17 protein-coding genes are annotated in these 23302 nt (G+C 68.4%); 4 read left to right on the forward strand and 13 right to left on the reverse strand.

Annotated features, from left to right (window positions below; all coding sequences use genetic code 11):
* Nucleotides 1–27: 27 nt before the first annotated feature.
* Nucleotides 28–204, reverse strand: a complete 177-nt coding sequence (locus ACGFZW_RS16715) for a hypothetical protein (protein ID WP_393894122.1) — start codon at nucleotides 202–204, stop codon at nucleotides 28–30.
* 10 nt (nucleotides 205–214) lie between these two features.
* The gene (locus tag ACGFZW_RS16720) at nucleotides 215–1387 is read right to left on the reverse strand and encodes an epoxide hydrolase family protein (RefSeq protein WP_393893853.1); all 1173 of its coding nucleotides are present in this window, start codon (nucleotides 1385–1387) and stop codon (nucleotides 215–217) included.
* An 83-nt stretch (nucleotides 1388–1470) separates the two neighbouring features.
* Between ACGFZW_RS16720 and ACGFZW_RS16725 the strand changes: the two genes are divergently transcribed.
* Nucleotides 1471–2046: a CGNR zinc finger domain-containing protein gene (locus ACGFZW_RS16725; RefSeq protein WP_393893854.1), complete on the forward strand. Its 576-nt coding sequence runs from the start codon at nucleotides 1471–1473 to the stop codon at nucleotides 2044–2046.
* Between the two features lie 115 nt (nucleotides 2047–2161).
* Complete coding sequence (locus ACGFZW_RS16730) at nucleotides 2162–2536, forward strand: hypothetical protein (protein WP_393893855.1); 375 nt, start codon at nucleotides 2162–2164, stop codon at nucleotides 2534–2536.
* Between the two features lie 117 nt (nucleotides 2537–2653).
* Here the strand turns inward: ACGFZW_RS16730 and ACGFZW_RS16735 are convergent, their stop codons facing one another.
* Entirely contained in the window at nucleotides 2654–3316 is a 663-nt protein-coding gene (locus ACGFZW_RS16735; RefSeq protein WP_393893856.1) for an SGNH/GDSL hydrolase family protein, read from the reverse strand.
* 404 nt (nucleotides 3317–3720) lie between these two features.
* Complete coding sequence (locus ACGFZW_RS16740) at nucleotides 3721–4080, reverse strand: hypothetical protein (RefSeq protein ID WP_393893857.1); 360 nt, start codon at nucleotides 4078–4080, stop codon at nucleotides 3721–3723.
* Between the two features lie 318 nt (nucleotides 4081–4398).
* Between ACGFZW_RS16740 and ACGFZW_RS16745 the strand changes: the two genes are divergently transcribed.
* Together ACGFZW_RS16745 and ACGFZW_RS16750 are read left to right on the forward strand one after the other, a co-directional pair.
* Nucleotides 4399–5106 (forward strand): PepSY domain-containing protein, encoded by a 708-nt coding sequence (locus ACGFZW_RS16745; RefSeq protein ID WP_393893858.1) that lies wholly within the window; start codon nucleotides 4399–4401, stop codon nucleotides 5104–5106.
* Nucleotides 5107–5567: 461 nt separating this feature from the next.
* On the forward strand, nucleotides 5568–7040 hold the full coding sequence (locus ACGFZW_RS16750; RefSeq protein ID WP_393893859.1) for an APC family permease: 1473 nt from the start codon (nucleotides 5568–5570) through the stop codon (nucleotides 7038–7040).
* A gap of 110 nt (nucleotides 7041–7150) precedes the next feature.
* Here ACGFZW_RS16750 and ACGFZW_RS16755 read toward each other — a convergent pair whose 3' ends face one another.
* The 9 genes from ACGFZW_RS16755 to ACGFZW_RS16795 form a co-directional block, all read right to left on the reverse strand.
* Complete coding sequence (locus ACGFZW_RS16755) at nucleotides 7151–9475, reverse strand: collagenase (protein ID WP_393893860.1); 2325 nt, start codon at nucleotides 9473–9475, stop codon at nucleotides 7151–7153.
* Between the two features lie 469 nt (nucleotides 9476–9944).
* Nucleotides 9945–12440, reverse strand: a complete 2496-nt coding sequence (locus tag ACGFZW_RS16760; protein WP_393893861.1) for an amino acid adenylation domain-containing protein — start codon at nucleotides 12438–12440, stop codon at nucleotides 9945–9947.
* Nucleotides 12434–13174, reverse strand: a complete 741-nt coding sequence (locus ACGFZW_RS16765) for a hypothetical protein (protein WP_393893862.1) — start codon at nucleotides 13172–13174, stop codon at nucleotides 12434–12436. The genes ACGFZW_RS16760 and ACGFZW_RS16765 overlap by 7 nt, the downstream gene beginning before the upstream one ends.
* Complete coding sequence (locus tag ACGFZW_RS16770; RefSeq protein ID WP_393893863.1) at nucleotides 13167–13904, reverse strand: thioesterase II family protein; 738 nt, start codon at nucleotides 13902–13904, stop codon at nucleotides 13167–13169. Before ACGFZW_RS16770 ends, ACGFZW_RS16765 begins: the two co-directional genes overlap by 8 nt.
* A complete protein-coding gene (locus ACGFZW_RS16775) occupies nucleotides 13901–15142 on the reverse strand; it encodes a cytochrome P450 (RefSeq protein WP_393893864.1) in 1242 nt (413 codons plus the stop codon). Before ACGFZW_RS16775 ends, ACGFZW_RS16770 begins: the two co-directional genes overlap by 4 nt.
* The gene (locus tag ACGFZW_RS16780) at nucleotides 15139–16926 is read right to left on the reverse strand and encodes an amino acid adenylation domain-containing protein (RefSeq protein ID WP_393893865.1); all 1788 of its coding nucleotides are present in this window, start codon (nucleotides 16924–16926) and stop codon (nucleotides 15139–15141) included. The genes ACGFZW_RS16775 and ACGFZW_RS16780 overlap by 4 nt, the downstream gene beginning before the upstream one ends.
* The gene (locus tag ACGFZW_RS16785) at nucleotides 16898–17104 is read right to left on the reverse strand and encodes an MbtH family protein (protein WP_393893866.1); all 207 of its coding nucleotides are present in this window, start codon (nucleotides 17102–17104) and stop codon (nucleotides 16898–16900) included. The genes ACGFZW_RS16780 and ACGFZW_RS16785 overlap by 29 nt, the downstream gene beginning before the upstream one ends.
* 85 nt (nucleotides 17105–17189) lie before the next feature.
* Nucleotides 17190–18398, reverse strand: a complete 1209-nt coding sequence (locus ACGFZW_RS16790; protein ID WP_393893867.1) for an MFS transporter — start codon at nucleotides 18396–18398, stop codon at nucleotides 17190–17192.
* A gap of 16 nt (nucleotides 18399–18414) precedes the next feature.
* Nucleotides 18415–23238, reverse strand: a complete 4824-nt coding sequence (locus ACGFZW_RS16795; RefSeq protein ID WP_393893868.1) for an amino acid adenylation domain-containing protein — start codon at nucleotides 23236–23238, stop codon at nucleotides 18415–18417.
* Nucleotides 23239–23302 lie beyond the last annotated feature (64 nt).

Here is a 23302-nt window from a genome sequence, read left to right on the forward strand (position 1 = left end):
CCGGACCGGCCCTTCGCAGTTGAGGGCTTAGTCGGGGGTGTTGGCGCGGTAGCCATCGAGGCTCACCATCCGAAAGACCTCGACATGCTCCACGTCGACTTCGCTGCGCCATGTCCGACCACGTTCTGCCGTCTCGATGAAATCGGCCTGAAGGCCGTCGGGCGATGCCTTGAGCCGGATCAGGCGATGATCGAGTGCCGACACCCAGCCGCGTTCACCGATTAGCGGCCAGTACAGCCGCGATACCCTCTTGAAGGTCCTTGACGAAATACTCGGGAACCTCCAGCGCCGGAAAATGTCCCCCGTTTTCGGGCGTACTCCATCGGACGATCTGTCGGTACCGCTCTCGTGCCCAGGGGCGCGGACACTTCTCGACGTCGCGGGGATACATGGTGAGTGCTGAAGGGACGTCGACCCGAAGTTCGGGATCGAGCGAGTTGTGGCTCTCGTAGTAGATGCGGGCTGCCGATGCGCCGGTCCGCGTCAGCCAATACAGGGTGACGTCGTCAAGAATCCTGTCCATGGAAATCGTCTCGAACGGGCTGTCATCGGTGTCTGACCATTCGGCGAACTTGTCAAGGATCCAGGCAAGAAGTCCGACCGGTGAGTCGACGAGCGAGTAGCCGATGGTCTGCGGTCGGGTCGCCTGCTGCTTCGCGTACGCCGCGCGGTGGCGCCAGAAATCGCGGGTTTCCTCGGTCCACTCGCGCTCGACCGCCGTCAGCCCGTCCGTTGTCAAGCCGGGTGGTCCCTCCGCGAACGTTGTGTGGATGCCGAGAACGTGCGCCGGGAACCTGCCGCCGAGAACCGTGGTGATATTGCCTCCCCAATCGCCACCGTGGGCTGCGAACTTGCTGTAGCCGAGCCTTCCCATCAGCTCCACCCATGCGGCCGCGATCTTTTCGGTTCCCCACCCGGTGGTGACCGGCTTGTCGCTGTAACCAAAGCCTGGTAGCGACGGGATCACGACGTGGAACGCCGGGGCGTCTGCATTTTTCGGATCTGCCAGCTCGTCAATTACATCGATGAACCGAACAATGCTGTCCGGCCAACCGTGCGTCAAGATCAGAGGAGTGGCATCTGTGCGCGCGGATCGGCGGTGCAGGAAGTGAATTCCCAGATCATCAATGGTTGTTCGGAACTGGCCGATCCGGTCAAGGCGCTCTTCGAACGACCGCCATTTGTACCCGGTGCGCCAGTAGTTCACGACGTCGACGAGGTCGGCGAGAGGAACGCCTTGTTCCCATCGGCGAGGGTCGGGCGCCGCGCGGTGGACCGTCTCAGCCTCCGGCAGTCGTGCCGCGGCTAGTCGCGCGCGCAGATCGTCGAGGTCAGCGTCAGTTGCGTGGGCTTCAAATGCTTGCACGTTGCTGGTTGGACGGGGCATGAAAACCTCCTGACCATCACGGAACCGGCTAAGGCGGTTCTAGCATGTCTTCATGTCGGCCTGCAACCAGCTAAGGTGGTTCCATGCGTGCTGGATTCCCTGACTTCCGCCTCGGTAATGTGCTGGCGACCAGCTTCACGGCGACTCTGACGGAGCGTCACGGTGATGCTGTGGAGCGCATTCCCGCGCCGCACCGACTCGTCGACTGGCTGGCGGTGAACGGCCTCGCCGTGGACGCCTGCACCATCGCCCAGCTCGAACTCGCTCGGGAACTGAGGGAGTCGATTCACGCCGCCGCGACAGCGGCCGCGATCCGGGACGCTCTCCCTGCGTCTGCTGTCCAAGTCATCAATGACTGCAGCGCGCAGGGTCGGGCCGCGGCCATCCTGACGCCCGAGGGTAAGCGGCGATGGCTACTTGGCTCGGCTTCCCGCGTGGAAGATGCCCTCAGCGTGATCGCCGCCGACGCGATCAGCATCATCGCAGGCGAACGAGACGGAAAATTGGCCCTGTGTGCATCACCAACCTGCCAAGCCGCCTTCTTCGACGCCAGCCAAAGTCGAACCCGCAAATGGTGTGACATGAACACGTGTGGGAATCGTCAGAAGAAGGCGCGCTTCCATGCCAACCAGCGCAAAATCCCCAGATCAGCGGAGTGATCGTTACCTCGGTACTTCCACGTGGGCCCCACGCCAGCGACGCATCTGTGCCGTTGCTTGAGGCGCCCGTTGGCTCCAGGGGCTTCGTGTGCTTGGCTATCCGTCCGGCGTTGCCGTGTCCAGCTGTGCCCTGCGGTTCCTGTCCGGCCTGATGCGCGGCCGGCACGTGGAGCGCGAGACCCGCTGGCGGCGGCTGACCGCCGGGCGCCAGGCCCTGCCGGCTCTGGCTCACCTCCGCTACGGCGACACCTATTCCCGGCTCGCGGCCGGGCTCGGCGTCGGCACTACCGTCTACCGCTACGCCACGAAGGCCGTTGAGTTGCGGTCGTCCTCGCGTCGATCTTGGACGACGCCGTCCGGGACGCGGGCACGCACCAAGGCGTACGCAATCCTCGATGGCACTCTGCTGCCCATCGACCGGTTCGCCGCCGGCCGGTCCTTTCTGTTCCGTCCGCCGGCACGCCATCCTCGACGCCCTCGCCGAGGCTGACATCGCCTGTTGTGCGGACAAGGTCTTCCAGGGTGCCGGCGGCACAGTTCGGTGCCGTTTCACGGCAAGCACCGCGGCCGCCCGCGATTCAGCGTCGCGGGCGATCGCGAGGCTCGGTCATGCGACCAGGCGTAGCCAGGCCTCCGCGAGTGCGGCGTGACCGGCCGGCGTCGGGTGCACGCCGTCCGCGGCCCAGTACTCGGGCCCGGTCTTCGCTGCGAGCTCGGCGAACATGCCGTCGGCGTCCAGCAGATGCGCGCCGTACTTGCGGGCAAGCCTGCGCACGGCGTGGATCTTCGGGTCGAGGTCGGTGCGCCACTGCCTTCGCTCTTCCTCTCCGACGAGTGCGACTCCGGCCTCGACGACCGCGTGGATCGGTAGGAGGAACGGTTCGATGAGGATCAGCTCCGTGCCCGCTTCGGCGAGGGGAGCGAGCAGGCGGTCATAACCTGCTTCGAACTCCTCCACGGGGATGACGTACCCCTTCGGGTCCAGGGTGTGCCAGCCCATGTCGTTGACCCCGACGAGGATCGACACCACGTCCGGGCGCGCGTCGAGCACGTCTGCCTGCCAGCGGGCTTCGAGGTCCATCACCTTGTTGCCGGCAATCCCGGTGTTCAGCCAGGTCACGGGGCGGTCCGGGTGCCGGAGTCCCCACTCGCCCGCGACGCGCAGCGGATAGCCGAACCCGAGGCCGTCCTCGCTCGCCAGCCGTTGGCAGTCGGTGATCGAATCGCCGGTGAACATCACGGTGCTTCCCGGTCGGACAGTGATCGTCATGTGCGCTCCTTGAGCTCGGGTGAGGAGAGGGAACGGAAACTCACAGCCGGATGGGCACCCGGCAGGACCTCTCGAAAGGTGCCAGACCCCACCGACATCGGGCCGACAGTTCCCGATACGCCACGGACACCACGTCTCCGCCGCCCGATCACCGCTCCGGTTTGGAGTTTGGCCCGGTTACCTGACGTGCAGTCAGTGGGTGCGATTGAAGGCTGTGTTGCGGCGAGGTAGGAAGCCGGGTAGTAGCCGGCCGGTGTGGAACAGGTGGCAGATGGGGGCGACACCTGGACCGGCACGGATTGTCCTTCAGATTCACGTCAGGGCGGGTGCGAAGGGTCGTTCGCCTGGGAGGTGAGCGTCGACGCCACCGTGTGCCGAGCCCACCAGCACGCCGACGGGTGCATTCAGGAAGGGCCGGCCAAGACCTTCACGGCGAACGGTCGATGCGATTGATCGTTGCGCTCGGCTTCGTAGCCGAGCGCTCTGAGCATGCAGACGACGGCGTTCGCTGCCTGCTCGTGCACGTCGACCGAGACCTGAACAATGGACTCCTGCGGCCGGCCTCCCCGGACAGCTTCCCGTACGGTACTTCGCACGGCCGGGTGCAGCTCCCACGTGAGCCAGAGCCCGCCGAACACGTCGTCGGTGCCGTCCACCTCGACTTCGAGCCCTCCGGGCGCCGTACTCCGATCGGTCTCTTCACCGACATCGCGAACGACGAGCCCTGACCGGGCGAGGTCCCACTTCACCGCTGCGGCGAGCATTCGCAGACGACGGACCTCGTGGGCGTGGGCTGCCCTCGGATCGGACTCGCTTTCTTGATGCACGACATGCACGCTACCGGGGCGATGAAGCAAGCCCGCGTGCGCGTTGTCGAGTGGGGGAGGGCATGGGGCGAGCATCCGAGATGCCGACACCGTTCGCCGGGGCGGCTCGTTCGTTCGTTTCGGGGTGGGTTGCTGAAGGGGGTTTCAGGGTTTCAGGTTGTGTTCAGGTTGGGTTCGGCACTGTGGTGGTTGTCGGAAAGGGCGACAGGCCCGCCGGCGGAAGTGGACCGCATCACGATCTGGAGGGATGTCCTCATGAAGGCCACCGTCAAGCGCACGCTCGCCCCCCGCGCCGTTGTCCTCGCCACGGCCGCTGCCGTCGCACTTGTCGGCGGTGCCGGTGCCGCGACTGCTTTTGCGGACGATGATGGCCCGGCCCCGCAGTCCTCGGTTCAGCTGTCGAAGAGCGAGCGCACACTGGACGGCGCCGCCAAGGACGGCGCGCAGGTCAAGGGCGACAAGGTGGGTCAGTCCGAGGCGACTGCCAAGGCTTTGAAGGCTGTCGCCGGCACTGCGACGTCCGCGGAACTCGACAGCGTGGACCGTAGCGGCTCCCTCATCTGGGAGGTCGATGTCCTGGGCAAGGATCACAAGAATCACGAGGTCACCGTCGATGCGGGCAATGGCAAGGTCCTGAGCCAGCACGCCGACCGTGACGACGACGGCGCCTCGGACGCTGCTGAGACCCAGGCTCTGGTGAAGGCTGACAAGACCGGTCACGCCAAGGCCACCGCTACGGCTTTGAAGGCTGTGCCCGGCACTGTGGTCTCCTACAGCCTCGACGACAACGACCGCAGCGGTTCCGCCGTCTGGGAGGTCGATGTCCTGGGTAAGGACCACAAGAGCCATGACGTCACCGTCGACGCCGTCACCGGCAAGGTCCTCAACCAGCACATCGACCAGGACGACCACAACGACCAGGACAACCAGGGCGACAACGACAACGGCAGCGACGACGACTGACCAGGCTCCAGGCCCTACCGCCTGAAGCCCCAGCCCGAAAGGGGCCGCACCCGCCACCCGGCGGACGCGGCCCCTTCGCTGTTGCCGGGTGGGTGAGCAGCTTCCAGCCGGTCCTCCTTCGGGCCGCGAGATCTGCCGCTGGACTCACCTGACGGGCGGTGGCCGAGATGCTGTCCGACTGCGACCAGGCAGACCCGCAGCTGGTCACGGTTCTTAGCCCGCTCGGGTCATGTCCGCTCCAGGGATGGCCAGGATCCGGTGCGTACCAGGGGGAGGAGAGCCACGGAGCGTGACAATGGTGCTCGTTTCGAGGGCTGCCGGCCTGTGGGTGGATCCGTGATGGAGAGGGGATCGATGGCTGAGAGGTATGGAGGCGATGAGCCTTCCGCGCTTCAGGGCTGCGCCCGCGGGGCGAAGGCTGCGGAACACGACGCAGGCAACGGGCAGGGCAGGGGCTGCCGGTGACAGGGTCTCCCGCCCCCGCATCGGAGGGCGCCGCAGGCACCGGGCCGGAAGAGGAATCGGAGTTCCGCAAGGACATGGGACCGTGGGCCAATTTCGCCCTCGGCTTCACTTACCTCTCCCCGGTGGTCAGCACCTACACACTCTTCGCCACGGCACTGGCGACCGGCGGACCGCCGATGATCTGGGCGTTCGTCCTGGCCGGGGCCGGCCAGTTCCTGGTCGCGCTCGTCTTCGGTGAGATCGTCGCGCAATACCCCATCGCGGGCGGGGTCTACCCGTGGGCCCGCCGCCTGTGGGGCAAGCGCTGGGCGTGGATGACCGGCTGGGTCTACATGTGGGCGCTGCTGGTCACCATTACGAGCGTCGCTTACGGTGCCGGGCCGTACATCGCCATCCTCATCGGCTTCGAACCGACCGTACACACCACAGTGCTGTGCACGGTCGCGCTGATCATCGTGGCAGTCCTGATCAACTACGCAGGCACCAAAGCCCTTTCGTGGGCGGCCATGATCGGATTCAGCGCGGAGCTGATCGGCGCGCTCATCGTGGGCATCTACCTGCTGGCCACCCACCGTGCCCACGGCCTGAGCGTCATCTTCGATACCTACGGGACACAGGGGGATGGTTCGTACGCCCCGGTGTTCCTCGCCGCCGCCATCATCGGCTTCTACCAGTACTACGGCTTCGAGGCGTGTGGCGACACCGCCGAAGAGGTCGCGCACCCAGGACGGGTCATCCCCAAGGCCATGCGCCGCACCATCTACGTCGGGGGAGCGGCAGCCACCTTCACCTGCCTGTCTCTGCTCCTGTCTGTGACCGACTACCAAGCGGTGATCGCGGGGGAGGACACCGATCCTGTCGTGAACCTGCTCTACGACGCGATGGGCGAGCTGGGGGCACGACTCGTGATGGCCGTGGTGCTCATCTCGTTCCTGTCCTGCACCATCAGCCTCCAGGCAGCCGCCGGCCGACTGATCTACTCCTACGCCCGCGACAAAATGATCGTCGGTCACCAGCTGCTTCGTAAGTTCTCCCATGCCCGCGCCGTCCCCGGCTACGCGCTGCTGGCGGCAGCGGTGATCCCCGCGCTGATCGCGTTCGGCTCCCTCGTCTCGGAGGATGCCCTGACCAAGATCGTGTCTTTCGCCATCCTCGGCATCTACGGCTCGTTCCAGATGGTCGTTCTGGCCTCTCTCCGCGCACGTCTCAAGGGCTGGAAGCCCGCCGGAGAATTCGTCCTGGGCAGGTGGGGGCTAGTGGTCAACGTCGGTGCGCTGGCCTACGGCATCTTCGCCATCATCAATATCGCCTGGGCCCGCACTCCGGAGGATCCTTGGTACGACAACTACATCGTGTTGCTGTGCGGTGGGCTGGTCGTCGCGGTCGGGCTCCTCTACATGTTCACCACCCAGCACTACGGACGCAGCGACGCGCCGTCCGGTGTCGCTATTCCCGAGCGCCGGAACTGACAGACCGCAACCTGTTGGCGACCGGATGACCGGGCGGCCGGCCAACTCGCCCCGCCGGGCCGGAGCCGGGCGGGGCGAGTTGGCCAACGGAATCCTGGCGCGACGCCGTGTCACCGCCGCAGCGGGCCCTCGCAGCGGAAGTCCGCGCTGCCGGCCTTGCCCGAGGGCCAGATCTCGGTGGGTCCGAAGGAGCAGTTCATGTCGGTGAAGTTGTTCGCGGCGGGCTTGGTGCGGTCGAGGACGAAGTGGTCGACGGTTTCGGACATGTCCTTGATGACCTGGTCGGGGCTGCCGGAGTCCCCGAGATTGGCGGTGATGCGGCCGGTGCAGGTGAACCGCCCGGTGCCCGGGTCACCCTGGTCCTCGCATGCGGGCGTGTTGGCGGTGGCGGCGGCGAACGCGCTTTGCACTTCGGAGGGGGTGGCGAACTTCAGGGAACCCTGGGGCGTGAACGTGGTGTTCGGCACGAAGAGGTCGTCGACGATGGCGATCTGTGCGTCGAGGAAGGCGTCGTACCGCTGCTGCAGACCTGCGTCGGACCCCATGCGGTTGCGCCAGGAGTCGAAGGCGGCAGGGTCGTCGGCGCGCAGAAGTCGGTACATCTCCTGCAGCCGTGCCGGGTGCTCGCGCCACAGGAACTCGAAGAACGTCCCGGCGTACGAGTAGAAGCGGAAGCCGTCGTGGTCGTACGTCGCGTGCAGGAACTCGTTTACGGTCATACGAGGCTTGCCGCCCGCGGTGTCCGCGATGATGTCGCGTACGAGCGACCGGCGGACGGCGATGCCGTCGTCGCGGGTCGAGCCGTCGAAGAACTCGGCGCTTCCCTCGTCCATGGCGGTGGTGCGGTCGCCCTCGTACCAGGGGCCTTCGCCGAAGAAGCCGGGGACGGCGAAACGGCCGTTGAGGTAGTGGACGTACTCGTGCCGGAAGAGCTCTTCGAGGGTGAGACTGGAGTCCTGCGGGACGCGCCGCTGGTAGGTGTAGAAGGTCGCGCCCTGCTCGATGTAGACGCCGCCGTTGTTGGTGCCCATGCCGGTGAGCAGCGGGTGGTAGACCTCGTAGTCGGCGCGTGAGGCGTACAGGACGATGGTCAGCGTGGTGTTGGGGTCGTCGGCGAGCGGTTCTTCGGTGCCGAGCACCCGGTGGAACTGGGCCCTGACCTGCTTGGACGCGTAGTAGAGCTGGTCGACGACGGCGCGGTCGAGGGCGGTGCGGACCTTGATGGAGCCGTTGTCGTAGGAGTAGGTGCGCGGGAAGATCCGCTTTTCGATGTCCTCCTTGCACACCCCGTACGGCTTGCAGGCGTCGAAGAAGCCCAGCCAGGTGGCGACCTTGGCCCAGGGTTCGCTGCCCTCGCCGAAGTTCGCCACGGTGGTGGGAAGGAGCGCTCCGAGGTCGGCGACGATGGCGGTCTTGAGTGAGGGGATCTGCCCGAATCGGCCGTACTCCCCGAGGGCATCGCGTACGGCCCAGGCGTTGGGTGTGCCCTTGAGGTGGGTGTATCCGACGAAGGTCTTGAAGGCGGCGCGGTAGTCGGGGTCCGTGGCGACCGCGTACTGGAAGGCGGTGTCCTTGTTGCCGGGGTAGACGCCGAGGTAGTTGACGGAGAGCGCGGCGAGGGCGGCGTTGCCCCAGGCCTGGTCCTTGTGGGTGGCGGGGTGCGCCGCGTCCATGGTGGCCAGGACCCTTTGGATCAGGTCGAGTTGATGCTGCCGCAGGCCCGGTGCGCTGGCGGCGTACAGGGCTTCGCGCAGGGTGTCCGCGTTGGCCCGGGTGACGTCGAAGGTGCGGGGGGCGGAGCCGAAGGCGTCGACGGCGCGGCGAACGGAGTCGACGGTGGGGGAGTCGGTGGTGTCGATCTCGTCGTGCGAGAAGTCCTGGTAGGCCACCGAGTGGAGATATGTGAACATCTCGTACAGATGGCTGCCGTTCTTGCCGTCGTGGGCGGCGGCAAGGCTGGTGACGCGGCGGGCCACGGCCTGGACGTGGGCGTCGGACATGACGGGGATGAGCCGGGCGTCCCATGTCCAGACGAGGTTGCGCAGGCAGTCGTCGGCCGTGACGGCCGGGTCGGCGAGGAAATCCGCGAACTGCTCGGGGCTCAGGCCGGTGACTCCGTCGAGAGTGCAGGGGGCGACGCCGGGTCTCGGGCCGTGCGGCGCGGTGGAGGGCTTGGTCTGTGGGCCGGGTATGTGCCCTCTTTCCGTGAGAGTGCGCGGCGCCGGCGCCGGATCCGCATCGAACTTTGGTGTTCTGGCGAGGCGTTGGACCTGATCCAAGGGGTTGGCCGTGGGGCTCGCGGGACGGTGCCCGGCCCGTTGCGCCTGGTGCTGCACGGGGGCGGCCGACGTACGGGGCGTCGCCTTGGCCGTCTGTACGGCCGGCATGGCGAGTGTGGTGGCGAGAGTCGCGGCCAGCAGGATCCTGCGTGGCATGCGCGGGTGTAACACCTGAACCTCCGGGAGGGGGTGGGGGGTTGTGGGGTTGAGGCAGGGGCCTTTGTCCCACGAGGTGTGACCCGTAACATAGTAATGTGAAATTGCACTGACAAGACTTCAGGTGAATTTCCTTGCAGGAGGCGTCGACATGACCTTGCGGTCGCTCAACTCGGCACCGGCAGACCTGACTTGTCGGTGTCGGATTCCCTCGCCGACGTGACGGGCGGTGGGCCGCCCCCCGCTCCCCGCCGACGACTGTTCATCCCCCGCAGGTGAGTTGATAGTCCGCCCCCACGACTGCGATCACCGCTTCCGCCCGCACAGCCCCTCCGGGGTGCGTCCTGGTGCGGGAGGCGGTGCTTTACCTGGGTGGGCCGCCGTCCCGACCCGGCCGAGGCCGGGCGGCTCACCGGCCTCCGCTCGGCGCACCTGGACGGCGCGGCCCGCACCGGGCTCGGCATGACACCTACCGGTCCCCGCCGGCGAGCGCGGCTGTCAGGACAGGCCCGATCTGGGTCAACGCCGAGGGGCGCATCATCCGGAGATGTGTGGTGGCGATCTCGTGGGTCGTGATGCGGCCGCCGATGTGCGGGCGCCAGTCGTCGGCCAGCGCCTTCGGTCCAGCCGTGCACAGCAGCAGATCGCCGCCGAACCGGCCGGGGGTGAAGCGGTCACGCAGCCGGCTGGTGTGCCCAAGGGTGGCGGTGATCCGGGCGATCGTCTCCTCCGGCAGGCTGGCATCGCCGAGCTCCTCCACGAGTGCCTCGTCGCGCGTGTCGTCGACAAGGCCCTCCGCCTGCGTGCCATCAGTCTCTGCGGCCACCGGCGTCACGTCCAGAACGGCCAGCAACGCCACCTGCTGCCCCTCGCGTTCGAGTTGGACCGCGATCGCGTGGGCGACCAGACCACCGAAAGACCAGCCGAGCAACCGGTACGGTCCATTCGGTTGCACCGTGCGGATGCGGCACAGATAGTCCGCCGCCAACTGCTCGATGGTCTGCGGCAGGACGGATTCGCCGCTCAAGCTAGGTGCCTGCAGTCCGTACAGCGGCGTCTCCGGATCGAGGTGGTGCAGCAGACCTGCGTAGGACCAGCTCATGCCGCTGGACGGATGAATGCAGAACAGCGGTGGCTGACTGCCGGGCCCCCTCAGCTCGAGCAGAACGTCATGAGCTCCGCCCTCGCTGGTGTGACCCGCGATCAGCCGCGCGAGCGCGGCCGGTGTCGGTGCCTCGAACAAGGCGCTGACTCCCAGCTCCACCCCCAGCGCGGTCCGCACCCGGCTCACCAGGCTCGGCGCCATCAGAGAGTGCCCACCCAGGTCGAAGAACCCGTCGTCCGGGCCGGCTTCGTCGACGCCGAGCACGTCGGCGAACAACGTGCACAGCACCGCCTCCACCGGAGAGCGAGGGCGACTGGCCGACACGTCGAACGTCGGCGCGGGAAGCCTCTGCCGGTCGACCTTGCCGGTGGGCGACAACGGGAACTCCGCGGAGACCATGACCACCGCCGGCACCATGTGGGCGGGGAGGTACTGGGAGGCGAACTCCCGTGCGGCCACGCCCAACTGTGACGGGTTCACCGAACCGGCCGACCTGTCCGGCGTGACATGCCCGACCAGGCATCGCTCGCCCCGGCCGTTCGTGCCGGCGACGACCACCGCGTCCGCCACACCAGGGCACCGGGCCAGCGCCGACTCGACCTCGCCCAGCTCGATCCGGAACCCCCGGATCTTCACCTGGTCGTCCATCCGCCCCGAGTACTCCAAACCCCAGCGCCCCCAGCGCACGAGGTCGCCGGTCCGGTACAGCCGCTCGCCGGCACCACCGAACGGATCCGGTACGAACCGGTCGGCCGTCAACCCTCCACGACCCCAGTAACCCCATCCCACGCCCACGCCACCCACGTAAAGCTCGCCCACCACACCGGGCGGTACCAGGTTCAAACCGTCGTCCAGGACGTAGCATCGAACGCCGGGAAGCGGTCGGCCGACCAGGCCGGTCGCGGCCGTCCGGTCGCGGTCGAGAGCGGCGTGGGTGACATGCACGGTGGTCTCGGTGATCCCGTACATGTTCACCAGCTCGGGCTTGCCCGGATCGTGCCGCTCGTACCACTCCTCCAGCCTCGCCAGGTCGAGCGCCTCGCCGCCGAAGACCAGGTAGCGCAGAGCCAGCCGGCCCGAGGTGACCGGGTCCTCGGCATCGGCTCGCGCCAGCTCGTAGAACGCCGACGGGGTCTGGTTGAGGACGGTGACCTGCTGGTCGGCCAGCAGCCGCAGGAAGTCCGGCGCGGACCGGGCGGTGTCGACCGGGACCACCACCAGCGTGCCGCCGTGGAGGAGCGGGCCCCACAGCTCCCAGACCGAGAAGTCGAAAGCGTAGGAATGGAACAGCGTCCAGACGTCGTCCTGGCCGAAGTCGAACAGGTCGCGGGCGGCGGCGAACAACGCCATGACGTTGGCGTGCGCGACGACGACTCCCTTCGGCCGTCCCGTCGACCCGGAGGTGTAGATCATGTAGGCGGCGTCGCCGGGATCCCGCACGACCGGCGGAGCGCCGCCAGGGGCGTCCGCAAGCCGGGCCGCCACGGCCGGATCGTCCAGCAGGAGCGCGGGTTCCCCGGACCGGAGCACCTCCGACGTGCCGACGACCACGACCGGGTCCGTGTCCTGCACCATCCACGCGACACGTTCCTCGGGATAGCTCGGGTCCAACGGCAGATAGGCCGCGCCGGTCTTCAGCACGGCAAGCAGCGCCACCGGCAGATCCAAAGACCTCGGCAGGGACACCCCGACGAATTCGCCGGGGCGGGCGCCGGACTCGGCCAGCAGGCGGGCCAGCCGGTTCGCCCGGCTGTCGAGCTCCCGATAGGACAGGGACAGTTCACCGCACACCACCGCGACGGCGTCCGGTCGTCGGCTCGCCTGCTCCTCGAACAGGTCGACCAGGTTCGCAGTCACCATCGAAGACACTCCCTTTCCCTCGACTCCAGATCGGAAGAAGCACTGAGCCGGACCCAGGTGGCCTCCGCCCGGCCGAACTCGGTGCCGTCCGGACCGAACAGCGCGCTGGCCACCCGCGCGGTCCGTCCCACGGTCGCTATGTGCTGGGCCACAACGATCGTGGGCTCGCCGGGCGGTGGGACCGCGTGGACGCGCGCGGACATCCTGCCGAGCACGTAAGGCGAGCCGCTCTGGTCGAGGGTCCAGCCGCCGGGGCAGTCCAGCACGGCCCACATGGTGTCGAGGTCCGGATCACCAGGGGTCCAGGTGCACGCGACGACACCGGGAAGACCGTCCACACTCCCAGGAGTCAGGTGCAACGCAGCCGGGTCGGTCCTCGCGGTTCCACACACCAGGCACTCCGGGAACGGGTGTGACGCCAAACCTCCGAAGAACGCGCTCGCTCGTTCCGCGGCGGCGACGGTGACGAACGGCACCACCGCCGGCTGGTCGTGCACCGCGGCGGAAACCGTCGCGACGAGCTCGTCCTCGTGCCAGACGAGTGCTCGCCCGCGATGCGCCTGGACGGTCAGCTCGGTGTCGAGCGGTGGGGCCGCGTGCAACTGGACCACCGCGGCCGGCCCGACCATGTCGACGGCGATCCTGGCGAACATCCCGCACGCGTATCCACCGTTCGCGCTGCCGGGTGGGCCGTTGTGGGTTCGGGCGATCCGGCAGGTCCGCACCTCAGTCATCCGTGGCCATTCCGTCGACGAATTGCGTCAGCAGCGCGGCCGGGGCGTCGAGGAACGTGTGGTGCACGCCCGGCAGCACCACCCGGTGGACCCTCTTGGAGTACTGGTCCCACCCGCTCATGCGCTCGGGAGCGACCTCGTGGTCGGCCGACCAGCCGATCGTGGTGATCGGGGTGTCCAGCAGCACCGGCTCGGCCGGCTGGTAGGCCTTGTTGGCCTCGACGTCCGCCCTCAGCACCTCGGTGACGACGTCCAGGACGGTGTCGTCGAGCTCGCTGTCGCTCAGCGCGACCAGCTCCGCGCGAAGCTGTTCGTCGGTCATCGTCAAGTAGCTGCCATAGGGCCCTTCGTGGGGGGCGACCTGGGAGGAGCAGAACAACCGCCGTGGCATCGGCAACCCTTCGCGGTGCAGCACGGCGGCGATCTCGAACGCGATCAGCGCGGAACTGCAGTGCCCGAACAGTCCGAAGGGACGGTCCATGGCGGGCAGCAGCGCCTCGACCACGGCCTTCGCGAGCTGTTCGTAGGTCCCGAAGTGCGGCTCCCGCAGCCGGTTCTCCCGGCCCGGCAGCTGCACCGGGCAGAGTTCGGTATCGCCCGCGACGTCCGGCCACCGGCCGAACATGGAGGCACCGGCGCCCGAGTAGGGCAGGCAGAAGATCCGCGACGGAGCCTCCCGCAGCGGCCGGGGCAGCCACTTGCGCAGGGGAACAGTCGATCCGCTCGTCATGGCCGTACTCCTCGTGCCGTCACCGGCAGGCTGGTGTATCCCGCGATGAAGTTCGATCGCAGCCGCACGGGTTCGCCGACGACCTCGATGTCGGCGAAGCCGGTCAGCAGCTCCTGGAACAGGACCCGCAGCGCGACCCTGGCGACGGTGTGCCCGACGCAGTAGTGCGGGCCGACGCCGAAGGCGAGGTGCTTGTTGGGGCGCCTGCGGATGTCGAACGTGTCGGACCGCGAGAACACCGCCTCGTCCCGGTTGGCCGAACCCAGCCACGCGACGACCGCCTCGCCCGCGTGCACCGTGACGTCACGGATCTGCACGTCCCGCCTGGCGTAGCGCATGAAGTGCTGCGCGGGCGAGGACCAGCGCAACGCTTCTTCCACCCCGCTCACCAGCAGCTCCGGATGCGCCGCCCAGTCGGCAGGCACGTCGGTTCCGGCGAGCTCGAGCACCGCGGCGCTCGGTGGCTGGGCGGTGGTCACGTTGGCGCCGAGCAGCAGGCTGTAGCAGTTGGACACGATCTCACTCGGCGTGAGCCCGGCCCCGTCGACGCGCATGCCCAGCATGACGCCGATCAGGTCGTCGCCGGGGGCGGCGTGCCGCTCCGCGACCACGTCCTGGAAGTAGGCGAACAGCTCGCGGTGTGCCCTGACGAGTGTCTTCTCCGGACCGCCCGGGCCGGTGAAGGCCGGGTCCTCCGGCGCGATGGACGCGCCCGTCAGCCGGGTCAGCTCGGGCCAGTCCTCCCGGGGAAGCCGCATCCACGAACCGATGACCGCCATCGGCATGGCCGCCATGGCCGCGGCGAAGTCGAACACGCCGCCGTCCTTCATGGGCGCGAGCAGCTCCCGGACCAGGGACCGGATACGCGGCAGGTCGCGCTCCACCTCCTTGACCGACAGGGCGCGCTGCAACGGTTCCCGCAGCCTCGCGTGCCGGGGTGGGTCGGTGACCGCCATCTGCCGGCCGCCGGCCGGGTCGCCCTTGCCGAGGAGGGTGAGCAGCGATCCCTGCTCGGAGGTGAACGTGCCGTGGTCGCGCAGCACGTGCTGCACGTCGTCGTACCGCGTCACGGACCAGAACCCGCTGTCGCCGACCGGGTGCCAGCTGACCGGCGCCTCCCGTCGCAGGGTGCGCCAGACGGCGTGCATGTCCGTGGTGGCGAACGTGCCCGACTCGAACAGGTCGACTTTCGGGGCGGCGTGCATCGGGCATCGGCCGGCCTCTACGGTAACGGTCATCGCTGCGCTCCGCTCTGTAGGGCGGTCTCCAGTTGCTCGCCGAGCTCGCGAAGGGTCGGCTGCAGGTAGAGGACGCGCGCCGGAAACGCGACACCGAATTCCGCCCGCACCGAGCCGAGCAGGTCCGCGGCGTTCAGCGAATGGCCGCCGAGGTCGAAGAAGTCGTCGTCGGCGCCGATCGGCTCCACACCGAGCACGCGCTCCCACAGCTCGGCCAGGCGGTGCTCCACACCGGTCCGCGGGGCGACGAACTCGTTCGACACGTTGCGTGCCATCATGTCCGACACCGGCAGCGCGTCACGGTCGATCTTCCCGTTGCTGGTCAAGGGCAGGGTCTCCCGCACCAGGACGGCCCACGGGATCATCGGCGCCGGCAGGGTCGCGCGCAGCTGTTCGCGCAGTCGCTCGCCCCAGTGTGGCGGTGGCTCACCCTCCGCCACGACGTAGGCCACCAGCCGTTTCGTGCCGTCGGCTCCGGTCCGGACGACGACGGCGGTTCGGCTGACTCCTGGCAGGCGGTGCAACGCGGCTTCGACCGCACCCGGCTCGACCCGGTGGCCGAGGATCTTGACCTGGTCGTCGACCCGACCGACGAACTCGCAGGCTCCGTCGGGCCGTAGCCGGACGATGTCGCCTGTGCGGTACATCCTCGCCCCTGGTTCACGCGCGAACGGGTCGGGAACGAACCGGTCGGCCGTGGCGCCCGGCTGACCGAGATATCCGAGAGCAAGCCCGGCTCCCGACGCATACAGCTCGCCGCAGGCGCCTACCTCGACCGGCTGCAGTTCGGCGTCCAGCACCGCGATCCGAGTGCCGTTGACGGGCGTTCCGATCGGAATCGTGTCGAGTCCGTCCCCGGCGGCGGCGCTGGTCGTCCAGGTCGTGGTGAAGGTCGTGTTCTCGGTCGGGCCGTATCCGTTGGTGAACGTGATGCCCGGATGCGCCGCGAGCAGACGCGCGACCGGACCTGGCTGGATCACGTCGCCGCCCGCGACGAGGTGACGCACGCCGGCGAACGCGCCGATGTCGTGCGTGACCATCTCGTGGAACAGGCCGGCCGTCAGCCACAGCACTGTCACGCCGTGCTCACGAATGGTTTCCGCCACCACGTCCAAGGTCATCCGGCCGGACGGTGCCACCACGAGGTGGCAGCCGTGGGTCAGCGGTGCCCAGATCTCGAGGGTGGAAGCGTCGAACGCCAGTGGAGCCGCCTGCAGGAACACGTCGTCCGGGCGAACGGTCATCCAGTTCATGTCCGCGACCAGCCTGAGGACCGCCCGGTGCGGGACCATCACGCCCTTCCGCTGCCCGGTCGAGCCTGACGTGTAGCTGACGTAGGCGAGGTCATCGGCGGTGGTGCTCGCCGGAGCGTGGGAGGACCGGCTCACGGCCGACGGCGAGAGCGTGGTGAACTGGCTGGGAACACGCTCGCGCAGCTGGTCGTCCGCCACCACGAACTCCACGCCTGCGTTCGTCAGCAGGTCGTTCCGCCGCTGTGGCGGGTCGTCGGGGTCGACCCCGACGTAGGCGGCGCCTGAACGCAGAATCGCGAGCAGCGCCGAGATCATCTCGGTGGACCGCCTCATCAGGACACCGACGACGTCGCCCCGCCGGACGCCGGACGTCGTCAGCACGTCCGACAACTTCTCTGCTCGGTGGATGAGTTGGTCGTAGCTCAGGGTCTCGCCGCCGAACGTGACCGCGGGAGCCGAAGGGTTGCGAAGGGCCTGCCGGACGACGCTTTCGTAAAGCATTTTATTTACCGTCCATTCGCCTGCGGACACTCAGCGGCCGCATGTCGGTCCACACGAGATCGATGTGGTCCAGGCATTCCTGCCGAGGGCCGCGGAATCCTTCGACGACCCACCCTGCCGGAACCTCGCGGTCGGCCAGGAGGATTGAGTACTGTTCCTCGCCGTTGAGCACGACGATGTATTCGACCTTTTCGTCGACGTTCACCATGATCGACCTCCGTATTTCGTCGACAAGCAAGAACAACTGCTGCGAGACACCGTCCAATCGCACATTTCCTTGCGATCGAACCCCTTTATTTCCGCCCGGCGCGGGTGGTCATCACCACCACGACCGCGACCAGTGGTGCCAGCGCCGCCAGGAGCAGACCCGCCCCGGCGCCGAATCGCGTCACGAACCAACCGGCCACCGGGCTGGCGAGCGCTATACCCACGTAGCCGATGGCGGAGAAGTAGCCGAAGGCCTCCGCCAGCCGCGCCGCCGGAGCCTGTTCGGAGACCAGCAGAATGACCGCACTGTCGCCCGGCGCGAAGGCCAGTCCGGCGACCAGAAACAAGACAATGGCAATCCACAGCTCGGGTGCCGCGACCGCGCTTGCCATGACAATTCCGTACGCGGCGATCAGTACGCACGCCACCGTTCGGGTTTTCACCTTCCGCAACGGGTTCGTCGCCGGCAATGCGGCGTAGACCGAACCGCTGATCGCACTCGTGGCGAAGAGTCCGGCGAGCACCAGACCGCCGTTCGTCGCTGCCTTGCCGTGATCGACCATCAATGCCGGCAACGCCACGTCGAGCGCGCCGAGGTTGATCCCGATCCCCGCGTTGAGCACGAGCGGCACCCACAGCCACCCGAGCAACGCGCGCACCGAGGCGTGCTGCTGCGTCGGGTTGCCTGGTTCCCTCCTCGGCAGCGTCCAGCTGAGCAAGGCACCCCCAGCCGTCACGGCGGCCACGACGCCGACGCATGCCTGCGGTCCGACCGCGGCAGCCACCACGGCCGCCAGCGCGGGACCACCGATCCAGGCCACCTGGACCGCGACCGCGTCGACCGCATATGCCTGGGGGAGCTGTGTGGAGTGGAGGAAGTGGGGCAGGACCGACCGGTAGGCCCCGCCCACCCCGGAGCCGGCGGCCGCGGCCAGGACGACGAACACCAGCAACAGCCACAAGGGAGCACCCGCGGCCGCCGCGATCGACGTGGCGACGAGCCCGGCGGTCGCCACGAGCAGTGACCACCCGAGGGCGTTGGGCAACACGGCCCGGTCCATCTGCCGGCCTCGCCACGGGGCGCACAGCGCGTAGGTCATCGCGCTGGCGCCGCTGAGCAGTCCGCTGCCCACGAACGACCCGGTTGCCTCGTGCGCGGTGAGCACCAACGCGACCGGCAGCGAGGTCTGCGGCAGCCTTGCCAGAGACGCCGCGGCCAACCACCGCAACCAGATCGGATTGTGACGCAGCGACGTGGTCCGCACGTTCACCTGTGGACTGGCAGTGTCCTGCACGTGGTGACTCCTCATCTCAGATCGGCATCGCGCCGCTGAGCAGCGCTTCGCGCTCGCTGGGCAGCAACACGTCGGCCGTGTCGAGCCGGGCCGCCGGATCGGCCACCGCGGCACGCATCACCTGGACCAGACGCTGGGTCAGCGCGATGACCGTCTCCTGGTCGAAGATGTCGGTGGCGAACTCGACCAGGCCGGCCATACCTTCCGGGCTGCCGTCGGGGCCGCGCCGTTCGGTGAAGGAGAACGACAGGTCGAACTTGGCGGTCTGCACGTCGATCTGCCGCCTGGCCGCCGCAACGCCGGGGAGGTCGAGCGCGGCCTCGCCTGCGCTCTGCAGCGTGAGCGTCACCTGGAAGAGCGGGTTGTGGCTCAGCGAGCGTGTCGGCTTGAGCGCCTCGACCAGTCGCTCGAACGGCACGTCCTGGTTGGCGTACGCGGCCAGGTTGGTCTCGCGCACCCGCGCCAGCAGATCGGTGAACGTCGGATTGCCACTGGTGTCGGTGCGCAGTACCAGGGTGTTGACGAAGAAGCCCACCAGATCGTCGAGCGCGTCATCGTTGCGACCGGCGATCGGTGCGCCGATCGGGATGTCGGCACCCGCGCCGATCCGGGTGAGCAGACCGGCCAGGGCCGTCTGCAGGGCCATGAACAGGCTGGCGCGTCCGGCGCCGGCGAATCGCGCGAGACCGGCGTGCAGGTCGGCGTCCAGTTCGAAATGCACGGTCCCGCCCCGATGACCGCGCACGGCCGGGCGTGGCCGGTCCATCGGCAGCTCCAGTTGCTCGGGCAAGCCGGCCAGCTGCTCGGTCCAGTACTCCACCTCGTTCGTGGAGGCCCCGCCGTCGGCGCCGAGGATCTCCCGCTGCCACAGCGTGTAATCCGCGTACTGAACCGGCAACGGCGTCCACTCCGGTGCGGTGCCCGCCCGCCGGGCCGCGTATGCGGCGGACAGGTCCCGCAGCAGCGGCCGCATCGACCAGTGGTCGGTGGCGATGTGGTGCAGGCAGAACAGCAGCACATGCCGGTTCGGACCAAGGCGGAAGAGCACTGCCCGCATCGGCGGCGTGCCTGCGAGATCGAACCGACGGTCCACTTCGGACGTCATCGCGTCGGCGATCTCGGACTCCGAGGAGTCCACTGTGGTCAGCACAGGGCTTCCGGGGTCGAGGACGCGCTGCCACGGCTCGTCGCCTGACACCGGGAACGCGGTCCGCAGGCTTTCGTGTCTGGTCATCACGTCATCGATCGCCGCTCGCAGGGCGACCACATCCAGCTCACCGGTCAGCGAGAAGGCCGACGGGATGTGGTAGGCGGACCCATGCCCCGCCGACGTCTCCAGCTGTTCGACGAACCACAGCCGGCGCTGCGCGAAGGACAACGGCACCCGCTCCGGGCGGCGCATGACCCTGGCGGGCGGCCTGCTCGGCGCCAGGTCGTCGATGGCGTTGGCGATGCCTGCGACGGTCTGCCGTTCGAAGATCACTCGCACCGGCAGGGCCACGCCGAGCACCGAACGCACCCGGCTCGCCAGCCTGGCGACCTGCAATGAGTGACCACCGAGCTCGAAGAAGTCGTCGTCGACCCCGACCTCGGCGATCTTCAGCACATCGGCGACCAGTCGGCACAGCAGCTCTTCCTGTGGCGTGCGCGGGGCGCGGCCGCTGACCGTCCACTGTGGTGCCGGCAGTGCCGCGACATCCACTTTGCCGTTGGCGTTCACCGGCATCCGGTCCAGCACGACGAACGACGCCGGGACCATGAACGCGGGAAGGGTGTCGGAGAGGTACCGTCGCAACCGCGCCGGAACGAGCCGGGTGCCGTCGACCCCCACCGTGTACGCCACGAGCCGGACGTCCCCCGGCGCCGACTCGACAGCGGTCACGACCGCACGTGCCACGTCGGGGTGCTTGAGCAGTGTCGCCTCGACCTCTCCCGGTTCGACCCGGTAACCCCGGATCTTGACCTGGTGGTCGGCCCGGCCGACGAAGACCAGGGTGCCGTCGCTGGTCCACCTCGCCAGGTCGCCAGTGCGGTACATCCGCTCACCGGTGTCCACGAACGGATCGGGCAGGAATCGCTCCGCGGTGAGTCCCGGCTTGGCCAGATAGCCGCGGGCGACGCCCGCGCCGGCGACGAAGATTTCGCCAACCACTCCCGGCGGGACCGGTCGTGACTCCCCGTCCAGCAGGTAGATCCGCTGGTTCCACACCGGACGACCGATCGGAACGGCCGGGGACCGCCCCTCGGCGGCCACCTGACCGGACTGGACGAGCATGGTCGCGGCGTGCGTCTCGGTCGGACCGTAGTAGTTGAGCAGCCTGCGCTCTGCGGGGCCGCTCAGCAGCGAACGAATGTCATCGCTCAGCATCAGGGGCGATCCTGCCTGCGCGACGTCGGTGAACGCGGGCAGTTCGAGGCCCTCGGCGACCGCGGCCGAGCAGATGCTGTCGATCATCAGTGTCGGCGCGATGACCATGGTCACCCGGTGCCGGTCCATCCAGTGCACCAGCCGTACCGGATCGGTGCGCACGTCCGGTACGGGAATGGCGATCGTGCCGCCGCTGACCAGGGTGGGCAGGGTTTCCTGCAAGCACACGTCGAACCCCACGCTCGCCAGCTGCGCGGTGACGCCGCTGGAGCTCCCCGTAGCGCGGTCCGCCTGCCAGCACACCATGTTGAGCAGACCAGCGGCCGGCATGACCACACCCTTGGGCACGCCGGTCGAGCCGGAGGTGTAGATCAGGTAGGCCGCGGCGGCGGGGTCGCCGGTGCGGCATTCGTCCTCGGTGAGTGCCGTCGCCGGGTGCCGCTCGATCTGCGCCATGTCGTCAGGGGAGTCGATGACCAGCGCGCCGGGCACCCGGTCTGCGTGCTCGCGGTGGGTCACCACGACCACCGGCGCGGCGTCCCCGATCATGAAATCGAGCCGTTCGTCGGGGTAGTCGGGGTCCACCGGCAGGTAGACCGCACCGGCCTTGACCGTGGCCAGCAGCGCGACCAGGAGGTCCACGGACCGGTCCAGCAGCACCGCGACAACGCGCTCTTGGCCCGCGCCCCGGCTGATCAGCTCTCTGGCCACCTGGTTGGCCCTGGCGTGCAGCTCCGCATACGTGACGCTGGTCGTGTCCGTGACGGCGGCGATCGCTGACGGCGTTCGCGAGGCCTGGTCGTCGAGCAACGTCACCAGGTCGGCAGCCGGAAGCGACCGGCTGGAGTCGTTCCACTCGGTCAGCACCCGGTGCCTGCCGGCCGCGGACAGCAATTCGCCCTGTGACACCGGCCGGTCGGGATCGGCGACGGCCTGTGCCAGCACCAGGCAGAACTGCTCGGCCATGGCCTCGACGGTGCCCTGGTCGTACAGGTCGGCGGAATACTCGATCACGCCGTCGATTCCGCACGACGCGCCGTCGGCGGATCGCCGTTCCTGGACCGAGAAGAACAGTTCGAACCGGGACACCCCGATGTCGACGGGGTCGAACCGGGAACCGAGGCCGGGCGCGTCGAGCGCGGGATCGACGTGCGTCTGCACCGCGAGCATCACTTGGAAAAGTGGGTTCAGGCCGAGCGAACGAACCGGGTTGACCGCTTCGACCACGTGCTCGAACGGCACGTCCTGCGCGTCGAACGCGGCAAGATCGGTCGCCCGGACGCGCTCGACCAACTCACGGAAGGTCGGCTCGCCGGAGGTGTCGGTGCGCAGCACCAGCGTGTTGACGAAGAAGCCGACGAGGTCGTCGAGCGCCGCGTCCGTGCGCCCGGCGGCAGGTGCGCCGATCGGCAGGTCGGTGCCGGCGCCGAGCCGGGTCAGCAGAACACCGAGGCCCGCATGCAGGAGCATGAACAACGTCGCCTGGTGCTCCCGGCCGAGGTCGGTGAGCCGCTGGTGCAGTTCCGCGTCGATGTGGAAGGGCACTCGTCCACCGCGGTAGCTGGTGGTGGCGGAACGAGGGCGGTCGGCGGGCAAGGCGATCTGCGCAGGCAGGTCTTCGAGCGCCGTCAGCCAGTAGCCCAGCTGCTTGGCCAGCATCCCGTGGGTGTCGTTGTCGGCGAGCTCCCGCTGCCACTGGGCGTAGTCGGTGTACCGCACGGGCAGGTCCGGCCACGTCGGAGCTTCACCGGCCAGCCGGGAACGGTAGGCGGCGGACAGTTCGTGCCGCAACGGCTCGAACGACCAGCCATCGATAGCGATGTGGTGGAACGCGAGCAGGAGTACGTGTTCCTGCGGGCCGAGGACGAACAGGCACGCCCGCAGCGGCACGTCGACGGTCAGATCGAAGCCCTCGGCCGCACGCCGCTGGACCGCCTCCGGCGCCTCGCCGGGTTCGACGTGGACCACCGACATGACGGTTTCCAGGTCAGGAACCTCCAGGACCTGCTGACGCGGCGTGCCCGACTCGGCCGGGAAGACCGTCCGAAGCGCCTCCTGCCGGGAGATCACGTCGCGCACCGCGTGCCGGAGTGCGTCGCGGTCCAGCTCGCCCGACAGCCACAGCGCCACCGGGATGTTGTAGCCGGCCCCACCGCCGGCAACCTGGTTGAGGAACCACAGTCGTTGCTGCGAGTACGACAACGGGACCTGCGCGGGCCGTTGTTTCGCTACGACGGGCGGACGTGTCGTCCCGTACGAGTCGAGCTTGCCCGTCAGACCGATCGGAGTCGGCGAGGCGAAGAACTCTCGCGCGGTGACGTCAACCCCGAACGCGGCACGCAACCGGCCGAGAACGCGGGAGGCCAGCAGTGACTGACCGCCGAGTTCGAAGAAGTCGTCGTCCGGAGCCACCTCAGGGAGGCCGAGGAGCTCGGCGAAGATGGACCGGACGAGATCGGTTCTCGGGTCCATTCCCGATCGCTCCCTCTTGGACTCGTGATAAACGGACATTGACGCCCCCTTGCGCGGCAACATA

The organism is Streptomyces sp. NPDC048248, assembly GCF_043201875.1.
Lineage (GTDB): Bacteria > Actinomycetota > Actinomycetes > Streptomycetales > Streptomycetaceae > Streptomyces.